The organism is Streptomyces sp. NPDC002580, assembly GCF_042889485.1.
In the GTDB taxonomy this organism is placed as follows: domain Bacteria; phylum Actinomycetota; class Actinomycetes; order Streptomycetales; family Streptomycetaceae; genus Streptomyces.
This window is the reverse complement of the sequence record NZ_JBIAQZ010000003.1, coordinates 81,591-99,236: the sequence shown is the minus strand read 5'-3', so window position 1 is coordinate 99,236 and position 17,646 is coordinate 81,591. Positions and strand designations below refer to the sequence as shown.

At 71.9% G+C, this 17,646-nt stretch carries 16 protein-coding genes, 1 tRNA gene and 1 pseudogene; 6 read left to right on the top strand and 12 right to left on the bottom strand.

What is annotated here, in order from left to right; genetic code table 11:
- The first annotated feature begins 12 nt into the window (after positions 1 to 12).
- From ACFYW7_RS11380 to ACFYW7_RS11365, 4 genes and pseudogenes are all read left to right on the top strand, one after another.
- Positions 13 to 1,515, top strand: a complete 1,503-nt coding sequence (locus ACFYW7_RS11380; protein ID WP_389500589.1) for a glycosyltransferase — start codon at positions 13 to 15, stop codon at positions 1,513 to 1,515.
- Positions 1,512 to 3,842 carry a glycosyltransferase family 39 protein gene (locus ACFYW7_RS11375; protein WP_389500587.1) on the top strand — a complete coding sequence of 777 codons (2,331 nt, stop codon included), beginning with the start codon at positions 1,512 to 1,514 and terminating at the stop codon, positions 3,840 to 3,842. Before ACFYW7_RS11380 ends, ACFYW7_RS11375 begins: the two co-directional genes overlap by 4 nt.
- 12 nt (positions 3,843 to 3,854) lie before the next feature.
- A pseudogene (locus ACFYW7_RS11370) lies at positions 3,855 to 4,566 on the top strand (MFS transporter); the annotation flags it as partial.
- Between the two features lie 83 nt (positions 4,567 to 4,649).
- Entirely contained in the window at positions 4,650 to 5,423 is a 774-nt protein-coding gene (locus ACFYW7_RS11365; protein ID WP_389500585.1) for a TetR/AcrR family transcriptional regulator, read from the top strand.
- A gap of 201 nt (positions 5,424 to 5,624) precedes the next feature.
- Here the strand turns inward: ACFYW7_RS11365 and ACFYW7_RS11360 are convergent, their stop codons facing one another.
- From ACFYW7_RS11360 to ACFYW7_RS11345, 4 genes are all read right to left on the bottom strand, one after another.
- A complete protein-coding gene (locus ACFYW7_RS11360) occupies positions 5,625 to 6,095 on the bottom strand; it encodes a PPOX class F420-dependent oxidoreductase (protein ID WP_389500583.1) in 471 nt (156 codons plus the stop codon).
- 168 nt (positions 6,096 to 6,263) lie between these two features.
- Positions 6,264 to 7,085: a YceI family protein gene (locus tag ACFYW7_RS11355; RefSeq protein WP_389500581.1), complete on the bottom strand. Its 822-nt coding sequence runs from the start codon at positions 7,083 to 7,085 to the stop codon at positions 6,264 to 6,266.
- Between the two features lie 94 nt (positions 7,086 to 7,179).
- Positions 7,180 to 9,756, bottom strand: coding sequence for an MFS transporter (locus ACFYW7_RS11350; RefSeq protein WP_389500579.1), 2,577 nt, complete (start codon positions 9,754 to 9,756; stop codon positions 7,180 to 7,182).
- 21 nt (positions 9,757 to 9,777) lie between these two features.
- Complete coding sequence (locus ACFYW7_RS11345; protein WP_389500577.1) at positions 9,778 to 10,284, bottom strand: MarR family winged helix-turn-helix transcriptional regulator; 507 nt, start codon at positions 10,282 to 10,284, stop codon at positions 9,778 to 9,780.
- A 294-nt stretch (positions 10,285 to 10,578) separates the two neighbouring features.
- Here ACFYW7_RS11345 and ACFYW7_RS11340 point away from each other — a divergent pair, with 294 nt between their 5' ends.
- Positions 10,579 to 10,776 carry a hypothetical protein gene (locus ACFYW7_RS11340; RefSeq protein WP_389500575.1) on the top strand — a complete coding sequence of 66 codons (198 nt, stop codon included), beginning with the start codon at positions 10,579 to 10,581 and terminating at the stop codon, positions 10,774 to 10,776.
- A gap of 35 nt (positions 10,777 to 10,811) precedes the next feature.
- Here ACFYW7_RS11340 and ACFYW7_RS11335 read toward each other — a convergent pair whose 3' ends face one another.
- The 5 genes from ACFYW7_RS11335 to ACFYW7_RS11315 form a co-directional block, all read right to left on the bottom strand.
- A complete protein-coding gene (locus tag ACFYW7_RS11335) occupies positions 10,812 to 11,633 on the bottom strand; it encodes a hypothetical protein (RefSeq protein ID WP_389500573.1) in 822 nt (273 codons plus the stop codon).
- Positions 11,634 to 11,683: 50 nt separating this feature from the next.
- Positions 11,684 to 12,580 (bottom strand): RNA polymerase sigma factor SigF, encoded by an 897-nt coding sequence (locus ACFYW7_RS11330; protein WP_389500570.1) that lies wholly within the window; start codon positions 12,578 to 12,580, stop codon positions 11,684 to 11,686.
- 244 nt (positions 12,581 to 12,824) lie between these two features.
- Entirely contained in the window at positions 12,825 to 13,751 is a 927-nt protein-coding gene (locus ACFYW7_RS11325; protein WP_389501617.1) for an RNA polymerase sigma factor SigF, read from the bottom strand.
- A 387-nt stretch (positions 13,752 to 14,138) separates the two neighbouring features.
- On the bottom strand, positions 14,139 to 14,432 hold the full coding sequence (locus ACFYW7_RS11320) for a Dabb family protein (protein ID WP_389500567.1): 294 nt from the start codon (positions 14,430 to 14,432) through the stop codon (positions 14,139 to 14,141).
- A gap of 229 nt (positions 14,433 to 14,661) precedes the next feature.
- A complete protein-coding gene (locus ACFYW7_RS11315; protein ID WP_389500565.1) occupies positions 14,662 to 14,841 on the bottom strand; it encodes a hypothetical protein in 180 nt (59 codons plus the stop codon).
- A 388-nt stretch (positions 14,842 to 15,229) separates the two neighbouring features.
- On the opposite strand from ACFYW7_RS11315, the gene ACFYW7_RS11310 reads away from it, so the two are divergent.
- Positions 15,230 to 15,448, top strand: a complete 219-nt coding sequence (locus tag ACFYW7_RS11310) for a hypothetical protein (protein WP_389500563.1) — start codon at positions 15,230 to 15,232, stop codon at positions 15,446 to 15,448.
- Positions 15,449 to 15,597: 149 nt separating this feature from the next.
- On the opposite strand, the gene ACFYW7_RS11305 is transcribed toward ACFYW7_RS11310, so the two are convergent.
- The 3 genes from ACFYW7_RS11305 to ACFYW7_RS11295 all read right to left on the bottom strand — a co-directional run bounded on the left by ACFYW7_RS11305 (position 15,598) and on the right by ACFYW7_RS11295 (position 17,212).
- Positions 15,598 to 15,682, bottom strand: a tRNA-Ser gene (locus ACFYW7_RS11305).
- A 109-nt stretch (positions 15,683 to 15,791) separates the two neighbouring features.
- Complete coding sequence (gene tadA / locus ACFYW7_RS11300) at positions 15,792 to 16,223, bottom strand: tRNA adenosine(34) deaminase TadA (RefSeq protein WP_389501615.1); 432 nt, start codon at positions 16,221 to 16,223, stop codon at positions 15,792 to 15,794.
- 449 nt (positions 16,224 to 16,672) lie between these two features.
- On the bottom strand, positions 16,673 to 17,212 hold the full coding sequence (locus tag ACFYW7_RS11295; protein WP_389501614.1) for a hypothetical protein: 540 nt from the start codon (positions 17,210 to 17,212) through the stop codon (positions 16,673 to 16,675).
- Positions 17,213 to 17,646 lie beyond the last annotated feature (434 nt).

Here is a 17,646-nt window from a genome sequence, read left to right as displayed (position 1 = left end):
AGAGTCGTTCCCATGCGAACCGACTCTTCTCCCGGCGATCTGCCGGCGCGGGAGCACCTCCCGGCCACAGACGCCGGTACGCCTGTCCTGGACGTAGTGATCCCCGTCTACAACGAGGAGAAGGACCTCCAGCCATGTGTGCTCAGACTGCACGAGCACCTCGAGCGCACGTTCCCGTACGCGTTCCGCATCACGGTGGCGGACAACGCGTCGACGGACACCACCCCCCAGGTGGCCGCGCGGCTGGCGGCCCGGATTCCGGAGGTCACGTCCTTCCGGCTGGAGCAGAAGGGCCGCGGCCGGGCGCTGCGGACCGTGTGGTCGGCGTCCGACGCGCCGGTCCTCGCGTACATGGACGTGGACCTGTCCACCGACCTGAACGCGCTGCTGCCGCTGGTGGCCCCGCTGATCTCCGGTCACTCGGACCTCGCGATCGGCTCACGGCTGTCCCGCTCCTCGCGTGTGGTGCGGGGCGCCAGGCGGGAGTTCATCAGCCGCACGTACAACCTGATCCTGCGCGGGTCGCTCCAGGCCCGCTTCTCGGACGCGCAGTGCGGCTTCAAGGCGATCCGCCGCGACGTCGCCCAGGTGCTGCTGCCGCTGATCGAGGACACCGGCTGGTTCTTCGACACCGAGATGCTGGTGCTGGCCGAGCGGGCCGGGCTGCGCATCCACGAGGTACCGGTCGACTGGGTCGACGACCCGGACTCGACCGTCCACATCGTGAGGACGGCGACCGACGACCTCAAGGGCGTGTGGCGGGTGGGGCGTGCGCTGGCCACCGGTTCGCTGTCGCTCGACCGGCTCGCCCGGCCCTTCGGGGACGACCCGCGCGATCGTGAACTGACCGACGTGCCCAAGGGGCTGGCCCGCCAGCTCGTCGGCTTCTGCGTCGTGGGCGGCCTGTCCACGCTCTTCTACCTGCTGCTCTACAGCGGCTTCCGCTCCTTCTCCGGATCGCAGGTCGCCAACGCGCTCGCGCTGCTCGTGTCGGCCGTCGCCAACACGGCCGCCAACCGCCGGCTGACCTTCGGCGTACGCGGCCGGAGCGGCGCCGTCCGGCACCAGGCGCAGGGTCTGGTCGTCTTCGGCATCGGACTCGCCCTGACCAGCGGCTCCCTCGCCGCCCTGAACGCGGCGACGAGCGAACCCGCGCACTCCACCGAACTGGCGGTGCTCGTCGCCGCCAACCTCGCGGCGACCGTGCTGCGCTTCCTGCTCTTCCGCGCCTGGGTCTTCCCCGACGGACAGGGCGGGCCGCCGTCGCCCGTGGTGGCCTCGCACCGGCCGCCGTCCTCGCCGGCCTACGCGAGCGCCGCACGGCACGGACAGGACGCGTACGCGCCGCTGCCGCAGCGCCCGCCGACGCCCCCGGCCCCGTACGACACGGCCCGGTACGACACGGCCCCGTTCCGCGCCGGTGAGGCCGCGGACCGCGCCTGGGGGGACTCGACCATGCAGTTGCAGGCGGTGCGCCCGCACGATCACGACCACGACCCGAGGAACCCGCGATGACGACCCGGCCGGACACGAGCCCTGATACGGGCACCGAGGCGAGCCCCGATACGAGCCCCGATACGAACGTGAGCCTTCCGGGGGGTGCGCGTTCCGCCGGCGGCGCCGGCTCCACGGTCGGAGCCCCTCATGCCCCGGGTTCCGGTCCCGGCTGGGGACCGCCCGCCCCGACGCTCCCCGCGGAGCCCGCCGCCCCGGTGGCCGTTCCCGGGGCCGGTGAGACCGGGCGGCCCCTCCTCCGACGGGTCTGGAGAGGCCGGCCCGAGGACCCGCGCTGGGCGCGCCCCGCCCTCCTCGGCCTGCTGCTCGCCACCGCGGTGCTGTACCTGTACGACCTGAGCGCCTCCGGGTACGCCAACTCCTTCTACTCCGCGGCCGTGCAGGCCGGCAGCCAGAGCTGGAAGGCCTTCTTCTTCGGCTCGCTCGACTCGGCCGACGCCATCACCGTCGACAAGCCCCCGGCCTCGCTGTGGCCGATGGCCCTGGCGGTACGGATCTTCGGCCTCAACTCCTGGGCGATCCTCGTCCCCGAGGTGCTGATGGGCGTGGCCACGGTGGGCGTCCTGTACGCGGCCGTGCGCCGCCGGTTCGGCCCGGCGGCCGGACTGATCGCGGGCGCGGTGTTCGCGCTCACCCCCGTCGCCGCCCTGATGTTCCGGTTCAACAACCCGGACGCGATGCTCGCACTGCTCATGACCGTCACGGTCTACTGCGTGATCCGCGGCCTGGAGGACGGCCGGACGAAGTGGCTGCTGTGGGCGGGCGCCGCCGTCGGCTTCGCCTTCCTCGCCAAGACGCTCCAGGCCTTCCTGATCCTGCCGCCGCTGGCCGTGCTGTACGCGGTCTGCGCCCCCGTGAAGGTGCGGAAGCGGTTCGCGCAGCTGGGCCTCTCGGCGGCCGCGATGGTCGTCGCGGGCGGCTGGTGGGTCGCGATCGTCGAACTGTGGCCCGCGTCCTCCCGCCCGTACATCGGCGGCTCGCAGAACAACTCCTTCCTGGAGCTGACCTTCGGTTACAACGGCCTCGGCCGCATCAACGGCGACGAGACCGGCAGTGTCGGGGGTGGCGGGGGCGGTGGTGGCACCGGGATGTGGGGCGAGACCGGCTGGGACCGGATGTTCAACTCCGAGATCGGCGGCCAGATCTCCTGGCTGCTCCCGGCGGCCCTGATCCTGCTGGTGGCCGGCGTCGTCCTCACCCGGAAGGCGAAGCGGACCGACCTGGCCCGTGCCTCCTTCCTCGCCTGGGGCGGAGCGCTGCTGATGACCGCGCTGGTCTTCAGCTACATGGCCGGCATCTTCCACCAGTACTACACGGTGGCCCTGGCCCCCTACATCGCCGCCGTGGTCGGCATGGGCGTGACGGTGCTGTGGGAGGAGCGGGGCAGGGTGTGGACGTCGCTCACCCTCGCCGGCGCGGTCACCGCGTCCGCGGTCTGGGGATACGTCCTGCTCAACCGCACCTCCGACTATCTGCCGTGGCTCAAGTGGCTCGTCCTCGTCGGCGGTCTGGCCGGCGCGCTCGGCCTGGTCTTCGCGGGCCGGCTCGGTCGCAGGGCGGCACTCGCGGCGGTCGCGCTGAGCTTCGTGGCGGCGGTCGCGGGTCCGACGGCGTACACGCTCTCGACGGTGAGCACCGGGCACACCGGGTCCATCGTGACGGCGGGTCCGTCCGGGTCGGGCATGGGCGGCGGGCCCGGCGGAGGCGGTGGCGGCATGCGGGGCGGTTTCCCCGGTGGCGGCCAGAACCAGCAGAACGGCAACGGCGCTCCGCGGAACGGGCAGCCGGGTGGCGGCACGGGACAGCCTCCGACGGGCGGTACCGGTGGTTTTCCCGGCCAGAACCAGCAGGGCAACGGGAACGGCAACGCCCAGGGACCGAACCAGCAGGGCGGCCTGCCCGGTGGCGGTACGGGCATGGGCGGCATGGGCGGCGGCGGAGGCGCCGGCGGTCTGCTGAACGGCGCGAGCGTCAGCTCCGCGGCCGGGAAGCTGCTGTCGGAGAACGCCGGGGACTACACCTGGGCCGCGGCGGCCATCGGCTCGCAGAACTCCGCGAGCTACCAACTGGCCACCGGGAAGCCGGTGATGGCGATCGGCGGCTTCAACGGCACCGACCCGTCCCCGACGCCGGCCCAGTTCAAGAAGTACGTGGGCGACGGCGAGATCCACTACTTCATCTCCGGCGGCGGGACGGGTGGCGGCGGAACCTCCGGCACGACCTCGGCCTCCTCGCAGATCAGCTCGTGGGTCACGGCCAACTTCAAGAAGGTGACGGTGGGTTCGGCCACGTTCTACGACCTGACGCAGCCGACGAACGGCGGCTGACCGGCGGTCTTCCGCAGGTTCCGCGGGACGGGTGGGCCCGGAGCGACGTTCGGGATGGGCGGCGCGCTGTTCCTGCTCACGCAGCACCTCCGGTTCGTGCTCGGGCACGGGCCGTTGGAGGCGGGGCTGCGTACGGCGCTGCTCGCGCTGTCGGTCGTCGTCCTGAACTTCACCGGCCTGTCCGCCAAGGGGACCGCGCGCCTCGGGACCCCGTGTCCACAGGGCTCGGGAGGACGCTGATGTCGGCGGGGCTCGTGTCGATCGCGACACTCGCCGCACGGGGGTACGCCGGGACGCCGGCCGGGCTGGTGCTCATCGGCGCGGGGTGCGCCGTGGCCCGTCCGCCATGGCGCACGCGATCATGAGCGCCATCCCGCGGGAGAAGGCGGGAGTGGGCGCCGGGATCAACGGCACGCTCGCCGAGTTCGGGAACGGCCTGGGGGTCGCGGTGCTCGGCGCGGTGCTGATACCGGTGGCGGCGGGCCCGCTGCCACCGGCGCCGGCCTCCGCCGGGTCGGCGCGGGAGCGGGGACGGATCACCGACGCGTTCTCCTCCGGGCTGGAGACCAGCCGACTGGTGGGCGCCGTCGCGGTGCTCCTCGGCGGACTCCTCGCCGCCGCGGCGGGCGGAGAGGGCGGACTCCGCGGCGGCGGTCTCCGCGTGAGCGTCGGGCGGAAATCCGGCGGAAATCCGGCGGGCGTCGCGGTACGGGGCCCCGCTTAGCATCGTGAGGGAGGGGAACCGGACGCGTACCGGCCCGTTCCGTTGTCCGTTGTCCGTCGTCCGATCTCCGAGGAAGGTGCGCCATGGCGAAGGCAGCCGACAGGGCCGAGCGGCCGGCGCGGACCAGTGTCTGGCTGGAGGGCAAGGCCGCCCGGGGCGGGGCGGCCCGGGGCACCGGCCAGCCGTCCGGTCTCGACCGGGAGCGGATCACCGGGGCCACGGTGCTGCTGCTGGACGCGGAGGGCCTGGCGAAGTTCTCCATGCGGCGCCTCGCGGCGGAGCTGAACGTCACGGCGATGTCCGTGTACTGGTACGTCGACACCAAGGACGACCTGCTGGAACTCGCGCTCGACGCCGTGTTCGGTGAACTGGCCCTGCCGGACGCCGAGTCGGGGGAGGGCTGGCGGGAGCAGTTGCGGACGCTGGCCGTCGGGTACCGGGCGCTGCTGGTGCGCCACCCGTGGGTGTCGCCGCTCATCGGCAACTTCCTGAACATCGGCCCGCATTCCATGGCGTTCTCGTTGCGTGTGCAGGAGGTGGTCCGGCACACCGGGCTTCCGCCGCACGGGCAGATGGGGGCGATGTCGGCGGTGTTCCAGTTCGTGTACGGGTTCGGGACGATCGAGGGTCACTTCGTGCAGCGGTGCGCCTCGGCGGGGATGACGCAGGACGAGTACTTCCGCCAGGCCATGAGCACGATCAGCGAACAGCCGGCGCTCGCGGCGAGCTTCGAGAGCGCGGCGGATCTCTTGGAGGCACGGGCCGGCGACACCGTGTCGGAGATGCGGGAACGGGACTTCACCTTCGCCCTGGAGACCCTGATCGCGGGGATCGAGGCGATGGTGGCGCGGGGCTGAGGTCGCGCTCGCGCCGGCGATCGCTGTTCGGCTCGGGGCCGGTGGTGAGTCGGGGCCGTGTCGGTACATCCGCCCGTTGCCGTCGCCGTCGCCGTCGGGTGAGGTGTGGGCGTGGGGGGCGACGGGCTGGTGATGTACCGACGCGGAGCCCCGGGTGCGGGGCGGCGGGGGCGGAAGAAGGTTGGTGTCGGGCCGGCCCGGCTAGTCCTGGGGGGCCAGATGGGCCGGGAAGCCGCCGGTGGACACCGGCCCCCAGCGGGTGGGGGTCACACGGATGATCGACTTGGCCTGCTTGCGCATGGCGGCCCGGTACTCGTCCCAGTCGGGGTGCTCACCGGCGATGTTCCGGTAGTACTCGACGAGGGGCTCGACGGAGTCGGGCGAGTCGAGGACCTCGGCCGTGCCGTCGATCTGGACCCAGGGGCCGTTCCACTCGTCGCTGAGGACGATGAGGCCGACCCGTTCGTCCCGCTTGGCGTTACGCGTCTTGGCCCGCTCGGGGTACGTCGAGACGACGATGCGGCCCGAGTCGTCGACACCGCAGGTCAGCGGTGACCCTTGGGGGCCTCCGTCGGCACGGCGGGTGAGCAGGACGGCCCGGTGCCGGGGGCGCACGAAGTCCAGCAACTCGTCCAGGGAGACAGAGGTGTTCGTCGCGATGTGGGGTGCCATGCGATCAGCCTAGGCCGCACGTGCCGGTGCCGCCCGCGGGCCGTTCCGGCACGTGCGGCACCGGTCCGTTCCGATCGGTAGGGCGGGCGGGCCGGAGGGCCGTGGACGCCGGAGGGCCGGCAGGGGGCGGCAAGGGGAAACGGAGCGCGCGGATCGGGGTGCGCGCGCTCACGCGGCCGGCAGCGTCTCCCCCCGCACCGCCTGGACGTCCAGCTCCACCTTCAGGGTCGTACCGATGGCGGATATGCCGGCCTGGACGATCTGGTTGTAGTGCATCGCGAAGTCCTCGCGCTGGAGCACGGCCGTCGCGCGGAACGCTGCACGGGTCCCGCCCCAGGGGTCGGCTCCGGTGCCGAGGTGGGCGAGGTCGAGGTCGACGGGACGCACGACGCCGTGCAGGGCGAGTTCGCCGTGCACGGTCCAGCGGTCGGTGCCGGCCGGTGTCAGGCCCGTCGAGCGGTAGGTGATCCGCGGGTACCTCTCGACGTCCAGGAAGTCCGGCGACCTCAGGTGGGTGTCGCGCGCGGCGTTGCCGGTGTCGATGGAGGCGGCCGGGATCGACGCCTCGACACGTGACTTCGTCACGTCGTCCGGGGCGATCTCGATCCGGCCCGCGAAGTCCGTGAAGCGGCCGTGCACGCTGGAGATGCCCAGGTGCCGGGCGACCACGCCGACGGAGGAGTGCGCCGGGTCGATGGTCCAGGCTCCCGGCGGGGGCAGCTCGGTGCCGCCCCGGCGGGCCAGGGTCACCGGACCGACCTCGGCGTGGCCGGCCGCCGTCACGATCGCTCCGGCCGCGGCGGGCGCGTACCCGACCGCGGTCACGATCACCGTGTACGCGCCGGGCGCGAGCGCCGCGGTGTCGCGCACGGCCCCGTCGGTGTCCGCCTCGGCCCGCAGCACCTGCGCGCCGGTCGCGTCGGTCATCGTGACGACCGCGTGCGACACGGCCCAGCCGTCCCGCGTACGGATCCTCGCGGTCAGTCCCATGTGCAGTACTCCTTGCGACGAAGCGATGAAAACCGGCCCGTGGGGGGCGCACCTCCGCTCAGAGCGCGCGCATCCCCACGGGCCGGGGCTCGGACTACTCGCCGGGGTGGGCGAGTTCGACGTCGTGGCCGTCCACGCCACGGCCGGCGACGGTCAGCGCCGTCGCCACCGGCGGGTAGCCGGTCGCGATGACGGTGTACTCGCCGCCGTCCAGGTCGGTGAAGGCGTACGCCCCGTCGCCGCCGGTCCTGGCCGTGCCGACCACGTTGCCGGCCGCGTCCACGAGCGTCACGCGGGCGTCCGACAGGGGGCCGTGCGGCGCCCGTACGACACCCTGGACCCGGGCGCCCGACTCGAGGGCGACCTCGACCCGGGTCACCCCGGCGCCGCCGACCTCCACGGGCAGCGCGCGCGGCCGGTGACCGGCGGCGTTCACCGCGACCGTCACCGTGCCGGGCACCAGCTCGGCGAAGGCGAACTCGCCCTGCTCACCGGTGGTCCCGGTGGCCAGCACGTCACCGCGGACGTCGGTCACGATGACCATCGCGTCCTCGACCGGCGCTGCGCCCTCGGCGGTCCGGACGACACCGCTCAGCCCGCTCGTGCCGCTCAGCAGGATGTCGTGGGCGAGCGGCTCCTCGTTCACGACGATCGTCGAGGCCTGCGGCTGGAAGCCGTCGGCGGACGCGATCAGGACGTAGGAGCCCACACCGGGCGCGTCCACCGCGTAGGACCCGTCGGCCTGGGTGACCGAGCGGCCGAGCTGGCGTCCGGCCAGGGAGATCAGCGTGACCGCGGCCTGCGGTACGGGCGTGCTCTCGGCGCCGCGGACCTGGCCGCGCACCGGGATGCCGGCCGACGCGGGCTGCGGGGCGCCCTCCCGGGTCGCGGTGGCCACGGCGCCGAGGCGCCGGGTGCCCTCGGTGTCCGGCTCGCCCGCCTCGGCCGCCGGGGCGGCGACGGACGGTGTGGGGACCTGTTCGGCGGCGGCCGGAGCCCCCGCGGCCTCGGCGAGCGGCGCCTCGGCGACCGTGGTCCCGACGGCGGGTGCCTCGGTGCCGGACCCGCCGGACTTCTCCGTGGCGGCCTGGGCCATCGCGCCGGACGTCCGCAGCGGGACCTCCTTGATGAACAGCACGATGAGGAAGGCGATCAGTGCCATGCCGGCGGCGATCAGGAAGACGTCCGCGATGCCGTGGCCGTACGCGCTCTCCATCACGGTGCGCAGCGGCGCGGGCAGCGCGTCCATGTCCGGGATGCTGGAGCTGGAGTCCGAACCGGACGCCAGGGAGGCGTACTTGGGACCGAGGTCGGTCAGTCCGTCCTTGACGTAGTCGGTGATCCGGGTGGCCATGACCGCGCCGAGCGCGGAGACGCCGATCGCACCGCCGAGGGAACGGAAGAACGTCACCGTGGAGCTCGCGGCACCCAGGTCGGAGGGCGCCACCTGGTTCTGCGTGGAGAGCACCAGGTTCTGCATCATCATGCCGATGCCGAGGCCCAGCAGCGCCATGAAGAGCGCGATGTGCCAGTAGGCCGTGTCGTAGCGGATCGTGCCGAGGAGGCCGAGACCTGCGGTGACCAGGAAGCCGCCGGCGACCAGCCAGTACTTCCAGCGTCCGGTCTTGGTGATGATCTGGCCGGAGACCGTCGACGAGACGAAGAGGCCGGCGATCATCGGGATCGTCATGACGCCCGACATGGTCGGGGACTTGTCCCGTGCCAGCTGGAAGTACTGGCTGAAGAAGACCGTGCCGGTGAACATCGCGACGCCGACGAAGAGCGAGGCGAGGGAGGAGAGGGTGATGGTCCGGTTGCGGAACAGCCGCAACGGGATGATCGGCTCGCTCGCCCGGGACTCGACCAGGACGAAGAGCAGGCCGAGGACGACCGCTCCACCGATCATCGTGTACGTCTGCCACGAGACCCAGTCGTACTTGTCACCCGCGAAGGTGACCCACAGGAGCAGCAGCGAGACCGCGGCGGAGATGAAGAACGCGCCGGCCCAGTCGACCTTCACCTCCCGCTTCACGACGGGCAGGTGCAGGGTCTTCTGCAGCACGATCAGCGCGATGATCGCGAACGGCACACCGACGTAGAAGCACCAGCGCCAGCCGAGCCAGCTGGTGTCGGTGATGACACCGCCGAGCAGCGGGCCGCCGACGGTTGCGACGGCGAACGTCGCGCCCAGGTAACCGGAGTAGCGCCCGCGCTCACGCGGGGAGATCATCGCGGCCATCACGATCTGTGCGAGGGCGGACAGACCGCCGACGCCGACGCCCTGCACGACACGGCAGGCGATCAGCATGCCGGCGTTCTGCGAGAGACCGGCGGCGGCCGATCCCAGCACGTAGATGACGAGCGCTATCTGGACGAGCGCCTTCTTGCTGTACAGGTCGGACAGCTTGCCCCACAGGGGCGTGGTCGCGGTCATCGAGAGCAGCGCGGCGGTGACGACCCAGGTGTAGGCGGACTGGCCGCCGCCCAGGTCTCCGATGATGCGGGGGAGCGCGTTGGAGACGATCGTCGACGACAGGATCGCGACGAACATGCCGAGCAGCAGCCCGGAGAGGGCCTCCATGATCTGCCGGTGCGTCATCGGGGCGCCGTCGGCGGCGCCTCCGTGCTTGGCGTGTGAGCCCCGCACACCGGCTGGTGTGGTGGTTGCCATGGGCTTCCTTTTCTTACGTACTTACGCGGGTGTACGGGTGGTCGGTTCCGAGACGTCTGTCGCGTACGGGGGAGGGTGCGCGGGCGTCCGGTGCGGGGAGCGGCAGTCGCCGAAGCTCTCGCGCAGCCGGCCCATCAGCTCGATGAGCAGTCCGACCTCGTGGTCGGACCAGTGGCTCAGTCGGTCGGCGAGCAGCCGCGACGTGCGCAGCGAGAGCTCGTCGAGCTGCTCCCGGCCGTCGTCGGTGAGGCGCAGGATGCGCGAGCGTCTGTCGGCCGGGTCGGGGAACCGTTCTATCCAGCCCCGGACGGCGACATGCGCGACATGGCGGCTGGTCACCGACATGTCCACGGAGAGCAGCTCGGCGAGCCTGCTCATCCGCATCTCGCCGTACCGGCCGAGGAGGGTGAGGACGGCGGCGGAACCCGCGGGGCAGTCGGACGGCAGGATGCGTCCCATGTCCCGCTTCACGGCACCGATGGCGCTGAGCCGACGGGCCAGTTCCTCGTACTGCGCCTGCTCGGCCATCACACCTCCCGTATTCGTTGCTTAGGGCAACCATAAAAGAAGTTGGTTGCTGCAGGCAAACGAATGGAGGGGCTTCAGGTCTAAAAACTTGGCAAAGGCAAGCATTGGCGAACGTAAACGCGCACGTGGGAGGGGGTGGCGGACCCGTTCCGGCGCTCGCCGGGGCGCCGGAACGGCAGGAGGCGGCGGAGCGAGGGCAAAGGTGGGGAGGCGGGGCGAAAAGGCGTCGCGGGCGGTGTGAAGGGGGAACCCGGCACTTGGGCAGCCCCCGCGCATTCGCTAGTGTCCTGGCCTATGGCAAACACCCAGGGCCCCGAGGGCAACTACGACCCCGCGGGCAGCACCCAGATGTTCCGTGCGTTCGTCGATGAGGCCCCCCAGGGCCGGCAGCAGCAGGCGGTCGCTCCCGCGGGTCCCCGCGTCGGACTGATCGTCGGCGTCGTCGTCGCCGTCGCGGTCGTCGTCGCGGTGGCGTGGCTCGCGCTCATGTGACCGGGTGGGCCGTGTCGCCACAGTGGAGCCGCGGCCTACTTCCACCGCACGGAGACGTCCCGCGTCTCGATGTGCATGCCCAACGGCACCCGCCACGCGTCGACGCACACCGTCCAGGTGCCGTCCTTCCCCGTGCCGGCGGCGATCGGTGCGGGAAGGGCCTCGGTCGACCCGATGGTCGCCCAGTCGATCCCGAGCGCCCCGATGATGTGCGTCCCGAACGTCACCGTGCCCGAACGCGCCGCCGTACCACCGGTGTTGCGGAAGGAGACGGTCACCTTCTCGCACCAGCGCCGATCGGCGGCCGTGCGCGAGACGTCGCTCACCGCGAGCACGGCGGGTCCGGCGCTCGTCGTCGGCGCGGGCGCGGACGGCGTGGACGGATGTCCCGAACTCCCGCCCGTACGGCCGGAGTCGCCACCGGAGGACGAAGAGGACCCGCCGCCGGACGACGCTGACGACCCGCCGCCGGTGCCGCTCCCCGAGCCTCCCGGGCCGCTGCCCCCGGCCCCCGGTCCGCCTTGATCGGCCGCCGTGCCTCCCGGACCACCGGGACCGTCGGCCGGGGCCGAGTCCCGGTCACCGGACGACGCCGTTGCGGAGCCGGAACCCCCCTTCTCCCCCGAGGCGTCGGGACCTTCGGTCGACGCGCCGCGCAGGGGCACCAGGGACACCTCGCCCGAAGGCGCCACCGCGGCCCCCGACGCCGGCGGGGAGCCGCCCGCGGCCCCGACCGCGACATGGCCGCCGTCGCCTCCGCCGCTCCCGCACGCGGCCAGCGTTCCGCCCAGACACAACGCGGCCGCCGAGGCCCCCACCAGGGCGCCTCGGCGGCCGCGTATCGACTCGTGACGCATCGCGCCAGTGTGACTGACGAGTCGTCAATTATGAACCCCGCGTGGGGCGGTCAGTCGGAGATGAGTCCTTCCCGCAGCTGGGCCAGGGTGCGGGTGAGGAGGCGGGAGACGTGCATCTGCGAGATGCCGACCTCCTCGCCGATCTGTGACTGGGTCATGTTCGCGAAGAAGCGGAGCATGATGATCCGGCGTTCGCGGGGCGGCAGCTTGGCGAGCAGCGGCTTGAGCGACTCGCGGTACTCCACGCCCTCCAGGGCGGTGTCCTCGTAGCCGAGGCGGTCCGCGAGGGAGCCCTCGCCGCCGTCGTCCTCCGGGGCGGGCGAGTCGAGCGACGACGCCGTGTACGCGTTGCCGACGGCGAGGCCGTCGACCACGTCCTCCTCGGACACCCCCAGCACCGCGGCGAGTTCGGCGACCGTCGGCGAGCGGTCGAGCTTCTGCGAGAGCTCGTCACTGGCCTTGGTGAGGGCGAGACGCAGCTCCTGGAGGCGGCGCGGGACGCGGACCGACCAGGACGTGTCGCGGAAGAACCGCTTGATCTCTCCGACCACGGTCGGCATCGCGAAGGTCGGGAACTCGACGCCGCGTTCGCAGTCGAAGCGGTCGATCGCCTTGATCAGGCCGATCGTGCCGACCTGGACGATGTCCTCCATCGGCTCGTTGCGGGAGCGGAAGCGGGCCGCCGCGTACCGGACGAGCGGGAGGTTGAGCTCGATGAGGGTGTCCCGGACGTAGCCGCGCTCCGGGCTGTTCTCGGCGAGTGCGGCGAGCCGCAGGAAGAGGGAGCGGGACAGGGTCCGGGTGTCGATGGCGCCGGAGGACTCGGGTGCCGGAACGGCTTCCGGGGCCTTGACGGCAGGGACATCGTGAAGCGCGGCGTGCGCCTCGGGCACTGCGTCGCCCTTTGTGAGCGTGAGCACCTTCGAGCTGCCCTGATCTGCGGACATGCCACCCCCTTTGGGTCGCGGACGGTCGCGGCAATCGCTCCCGTCGGAGGAACGCAGCCTCCACCTGAATACCGGAGGCGAGGCCGCGGCAAACGCGCTTCCGGAAGAATGTCACATGTCAGCAACGCGATGTAGTGACATGTCGACACGGGGAGGGTGAATCGGCCCTGGAAAAAGGGGGTCTGACGGAGTTTCACCTCTGAACCGCCAGAAAAAGAGACCTTGAGCGATTCGCTCTTTTCGGTTACGCCTCGATCCTGTTTGCGGATCGAAGGCGCGCGAAGCTGCGGGCGAGGAGCCTTGACACGTGCATCTGGGACACTCCCAGTTCCGCGCTGATCTGTGACTGGGTCAGATTGCTGTAGTAGCGCAGCAGCAGGATCCGCTGTTCGCGCTCGGGCAGCTGTACGAGCAGATGCCGGACGAGGTCGCGGTGTTCGACCCCGTCGAGCGCGGGGTCCTCGTAGCCGAGCCGGTCGAGCAGACCCGGCAGTCCGTCACCCTCTTGGGCCGCTTCGAGCGAGGTGGCGTGGTACGACCGCCCCGCCTCGATGCAGGAGAGCACCTCGTCCTCGGAGATGCGCAGCCGTTCGGCGATCTCGGCGGTGGTGGGCGAGCGTCCGAAGGCGGTCGTCAGGTCCTCCGTCGCGCTGTTCACCTGCACCCACAGCTCGTGCAGCCGGCGCGGTACGTGCACGGTGCGGACGTTGTCGCGGAAGTACCGCTTGATCTCTCCGACGACCGTCGGCATCGCGAAGGTCGGGAACTGCACGCCCCGCTCCGGGTCGAAGCGGTCGATGGCGTTGATCAGGCCGATGGTGCCGACCTGGACCACGTCCTCCATCGGCTCGTTGCGGGAGCGGAAGCGGGCCGCCGCGTACCGGACGAGCGGAAGGTTCGCCTCGATGAGGGCGCCGCGGACCCGGTTGTGCGCGGTGGTGCCCGGTTCCAGCGTCTTCAGCTCGCCGAAGAGCAGTTGCGTCAGCGCCCGGGTGTCGGCGCCCCGGCGGCGCTCCGGCGTGACCTCCTGGATCGGCGCGGTGCCGGGCGCGGGGTCCGTCGCCGGTTCCGTCGTCGGGCCCGGCCCCTTGTCCGCCCCCGACGCCGGGGCGGACAAGGGGCCGGGGGTGGCCGGGTCCTGCAAGGGGTCTGGGGCGGCGCTGGGCGCGATACCGGGCGTCGGAGTGATCGTGGGGCTCGTCGGGGCGCTCGGGGCGCTGGGGGAGGCGTTCGGGGCCGTGGTCTGCGCCGGGGCCCGGTCCGTGGGCGGGGCGGGCGGGAGGGCCGGGGCCCGGTCCGTGACCGGGACTTCCTCCTGGGGCGGCGCAGTACTGGCCGACACGGTCAACGCCACCTCTTCATTCGCCAACGATCCGTCAACGTATCCGTCAACTCATCCGTCAAAAGCGGTCATAGCATCACAAGACATGTGCACTGTGTGCAAGCACCGCATAACGCCGTGTTGGAGGTGGGCGGGAGGCGAGTTGGGGCGTAGGACGGCGAAAACCCCTGACCGGTTGCGGGCAGGGGCTCCGGAAAGGAGTGCGATCAAGAACGGTCAGAACGGGTAATCGGCGATCACCCAGGTGGCGAACTCCCGCCAGAGCGCGACGCCGGCCTGGTGGGCCGGGTGCTCCAGATAGCGCTGGAGGGCGTCGGTGTCGTCGACCGCCGAGTTGATCGCGAAGTCGTACGCGACGGGCCGGTCGGTGATGTTCCAGTCGCATTCCCAGAAGCGCAGTTCGGGGATCTGCCCGCCGAGCGCGCGGAAGGCGGCGACGCCCTCGACGACGCGCGGCTCGTCGCGCCGGACTCCGTCGTCGAGCTTGAAGAGGACCAGATGGCGGATCACGGGGACTCCCTGGTGGTGCGGTTCGCTGCTCGGTCGCGCCGTGTCCGGGCGCGTCCTGGTCGGTCCCGCCCGCTCGGTGGCGGGCGCGCGGAACGCCTGCCGGGCGGAGCCGACAGATCGGTCCGTACCGAGCGGCCCGCGCGGATCGGGACTCCGTCGTGCGGGACCGTACCGTGCCGTGCGGGCGGGGTGGTGCGCGACCGGGCCGGGCGGCCTTCGGTGCCGCGTCTCAGTTCTGGGCTCCGTCGGCGATCCAGCTCATGAAGTCGCCGATCGCCTGGGCGGCGCTGGATATGCCCTCGAACCCTATCTGGACGTAGTCGGCGGCCGTTTCCGGATCTGTGATGATCACGTAGAGCACGAAGACCACGAGTGCGTAGATGGCGATTTTCTTCCCGTTCACCGCCATCGCGGCCTCCCCTGTGACTGCTGCGCCCGGTGGGTCCCCTGTTGCCGGCGGTGAGTGTAACTTCACGCCGCCTTTAAGGACCAATGGCCCGCAGGTCGAGGCCCTTTGCCGGGTCCGCAGGGTGCTCCCTAGGCGCACGATGGAAGGGAGCCCCGGCGGAATCGGCAACGGTCCACGAGGCTCGAAGGACCCACACTGCGGGGTCCTCGCCGCGGACTTCCCCCCGAGACCGCGGTGTGGACTTGAGGGTCCTTCCCCTCGGGGGAGGCGGTAGTCCCCCGATGACTCCGTCTCCCCCGTCCTCTGCGGGGAGCGGAGAACCTGTGCGGGTGCGCGGGAGCCCCGGCGGCTGAGCGGCGCCGGGGCTCCCGAGGCGGGCCGCACGTCCTTGCTGACCGGCCTCCGGACACGGTCGCGGTCTTCTCGGACCGGCGCCCGCCGGCCGCCCCGGCCCGTCTTCCCGCCGGTCTGCGCCAGAGAGATCAACCGCCGCGTCGGCACCTCCGAGCCCTTCGCGCTGGTCCTCGCCGTGGAGGACGCGGACGGTTGCATGCCCCGTCCCAGGATCGTCGCCCAGGAACACTTCACCCAGGTCTTCCGCGACTGATACGCCGTTCGCCGAGGAACTCGCCGGAAGGCTCCGGGGGCTCACGAAGAGCGAAGAGGCCTGGCCGGGACGCGGACACCCAGGAGCGGCCCGGGTCGGCAACGCCGAAGAGGCGCCCGGTTCGATGAACCGGACGCCTCTTCCAAGTGCGGTAGCGGAGGGATTTGAACCCTCGGTGACTTGCGCCACACTCGCTTTCGAGGCGAGCTCCTTCGGCCGCTCGGACACGCTACCGAGGGAGACCCTACCTCAAGGTGGGCCGTGGTCTGAAATCCGTTTCGGCGCTACGGGCTCCGGCGTGGGACCCGGCCGTGCGGACACCGCGCCCCGCCCCGGAGCCCGGTCAGCGGTCGCGGAAGAAGGAGGTGAGCAGCGCCGCGGACTCCTCGGCGAGGACGCCTTCGATCACCTCGGGCCGGTGGTTGAGCCGCCGGTCGCGGACGACGTCCCAGACGGAGCCGGTCGCGCCCGCCTTCTCGTCGCGGGCGCCGTAGACCACCCGCTCGACACGGGACTGCACGAGCGCCCCCGCGCACATCGTGCACGGCTCCAGGGTGACGACGAGGGTGCAGCCGGTCAGCCGCCATTCACCGAGCCCTGCGGCGGCCCTGCGCAGCGCGAGGACCTCGGCGTGGGCCGTCGGGTCGCCGGTGAGTTCGCGTTCGTTGTGCCCGGCGGCGAGCACGGTCGTCCCGTCCGGGGCCAGCACGACGGCGCCGACGGGAACGTCCCCGCCCCGAACGGCCAGCCGCGCCTCGTCCAGAGCGAGCAGCATCGGCGCCCGCCACCGGTCGCGTACGGGATCGGGCGGCCGGGGTGCCTGGTGCGGGGTGCTCACCAGGGGAACCTAGCGGAACGCGGCCGGAGCCGACGGCCGGGAGCCGCATGGACGGGAGCCGCATGGACGGGGCCCGCCGCACGGCTGCACGTGGGCATGGCTCATCGGCGTGGGAGTTCGTCCAGAGGCAGGGGGACCGGGTCCTGGTGGCGGGCTCGATGCCCCTGCCTGAGACCAGGACCTGCGCCCGCCCCGTACCTACGAGGTCCACCGGTGAGGGGCTCGTTCCACAGGGTGTGGGCCGACCCGCCGGCATCGGGCAGGTGCTCACCGACACGGCAGGCCGACCCGCGGACGTGCGGGCCGGTCCACCGGTGGGGAGCCGGGCGGCCGGCACAGGGCCGGGCCGACCGGTACGAAGGCGAGGGTCCATCTCTCGGGGGGGCCTAGCGCACCATCTCCAGGACCTCTGCCGCTCCCAGGGCTTCGGCGATCGTGTTGAGCGCCTCGCCTTCGTCCAGGGCCAGCAGTTCCTTCTCGCTCACCCCGAGGTCCGCGAGGATGTAGCGGTCCCCGACGGGGCTGTGCGACACGGCGTCGCCGGACACGCTTCCCTGTTCCTCCTCCTCGTCGTCGGAGTCACCGGGTTCACCGTCCTCCGTGCCGTCCAGGTCGAGGGAGTCCAGGTCGGCGTCGTTGTCGCCCGGCTCCCGTCCTAGCAGTTCGTCGGTGAGCAGGATCTCGCCGTACGAGCTGCGGGCGGCCGAGGCGGCGTCCGAGACGTAGATACGAGGGTCCTCCTCGCCGTCCACGCGGACGACGCCGAACCACGCGTCCTCCTGCTCGATGAGTACGAGCACCGTGTCCTCGTCCGAGACTTCACGGGCCAGGTCGGTCAGATCCGACAGGGTTTCCACATCGTCGAGCTCTGTATCGCTCGCTTCCCACCCGTCTTCGGTGCGCGCGAGCAGTGCGGCGAAGTACACCGTGACTCTCCCACTGGTCATAGGTGTGCCGGTTGGGGTTCCCCCCGGCGGAGGCTGTGGGCGGGGAGTGCTGCTCCGACCCTGCCCACTCGGAATCGTGGCAGAAACAGGGCGCTCAGGGGTACGTCTTCGGCCTGCTGTGTCTGCCTCTTTTGATCGCTATCAGCGGATCGTACGCGGCTGCCCGCGCCGCGTAGTCACCTCGCGGCACGACACGGCCGCCCGCGCGAACCTCGTGGGCCGTGCGGCGCCCCGGCTCCACGGCGGTCGGGCGAGCGGTTCCCACGGGCGTGCCATCGACCGAGGTGCGGGCGCGTCCCGCCTCCACGTGCGGCCGGGTGGCGGACTCCGCCGGGGGCGTGGCGGCGAGGGTGGTGCGGGCGTGTCGCGGGAGCGCCGTGGACAGCCGCAAGCGTGTCGTCCGCCGGGGTCGC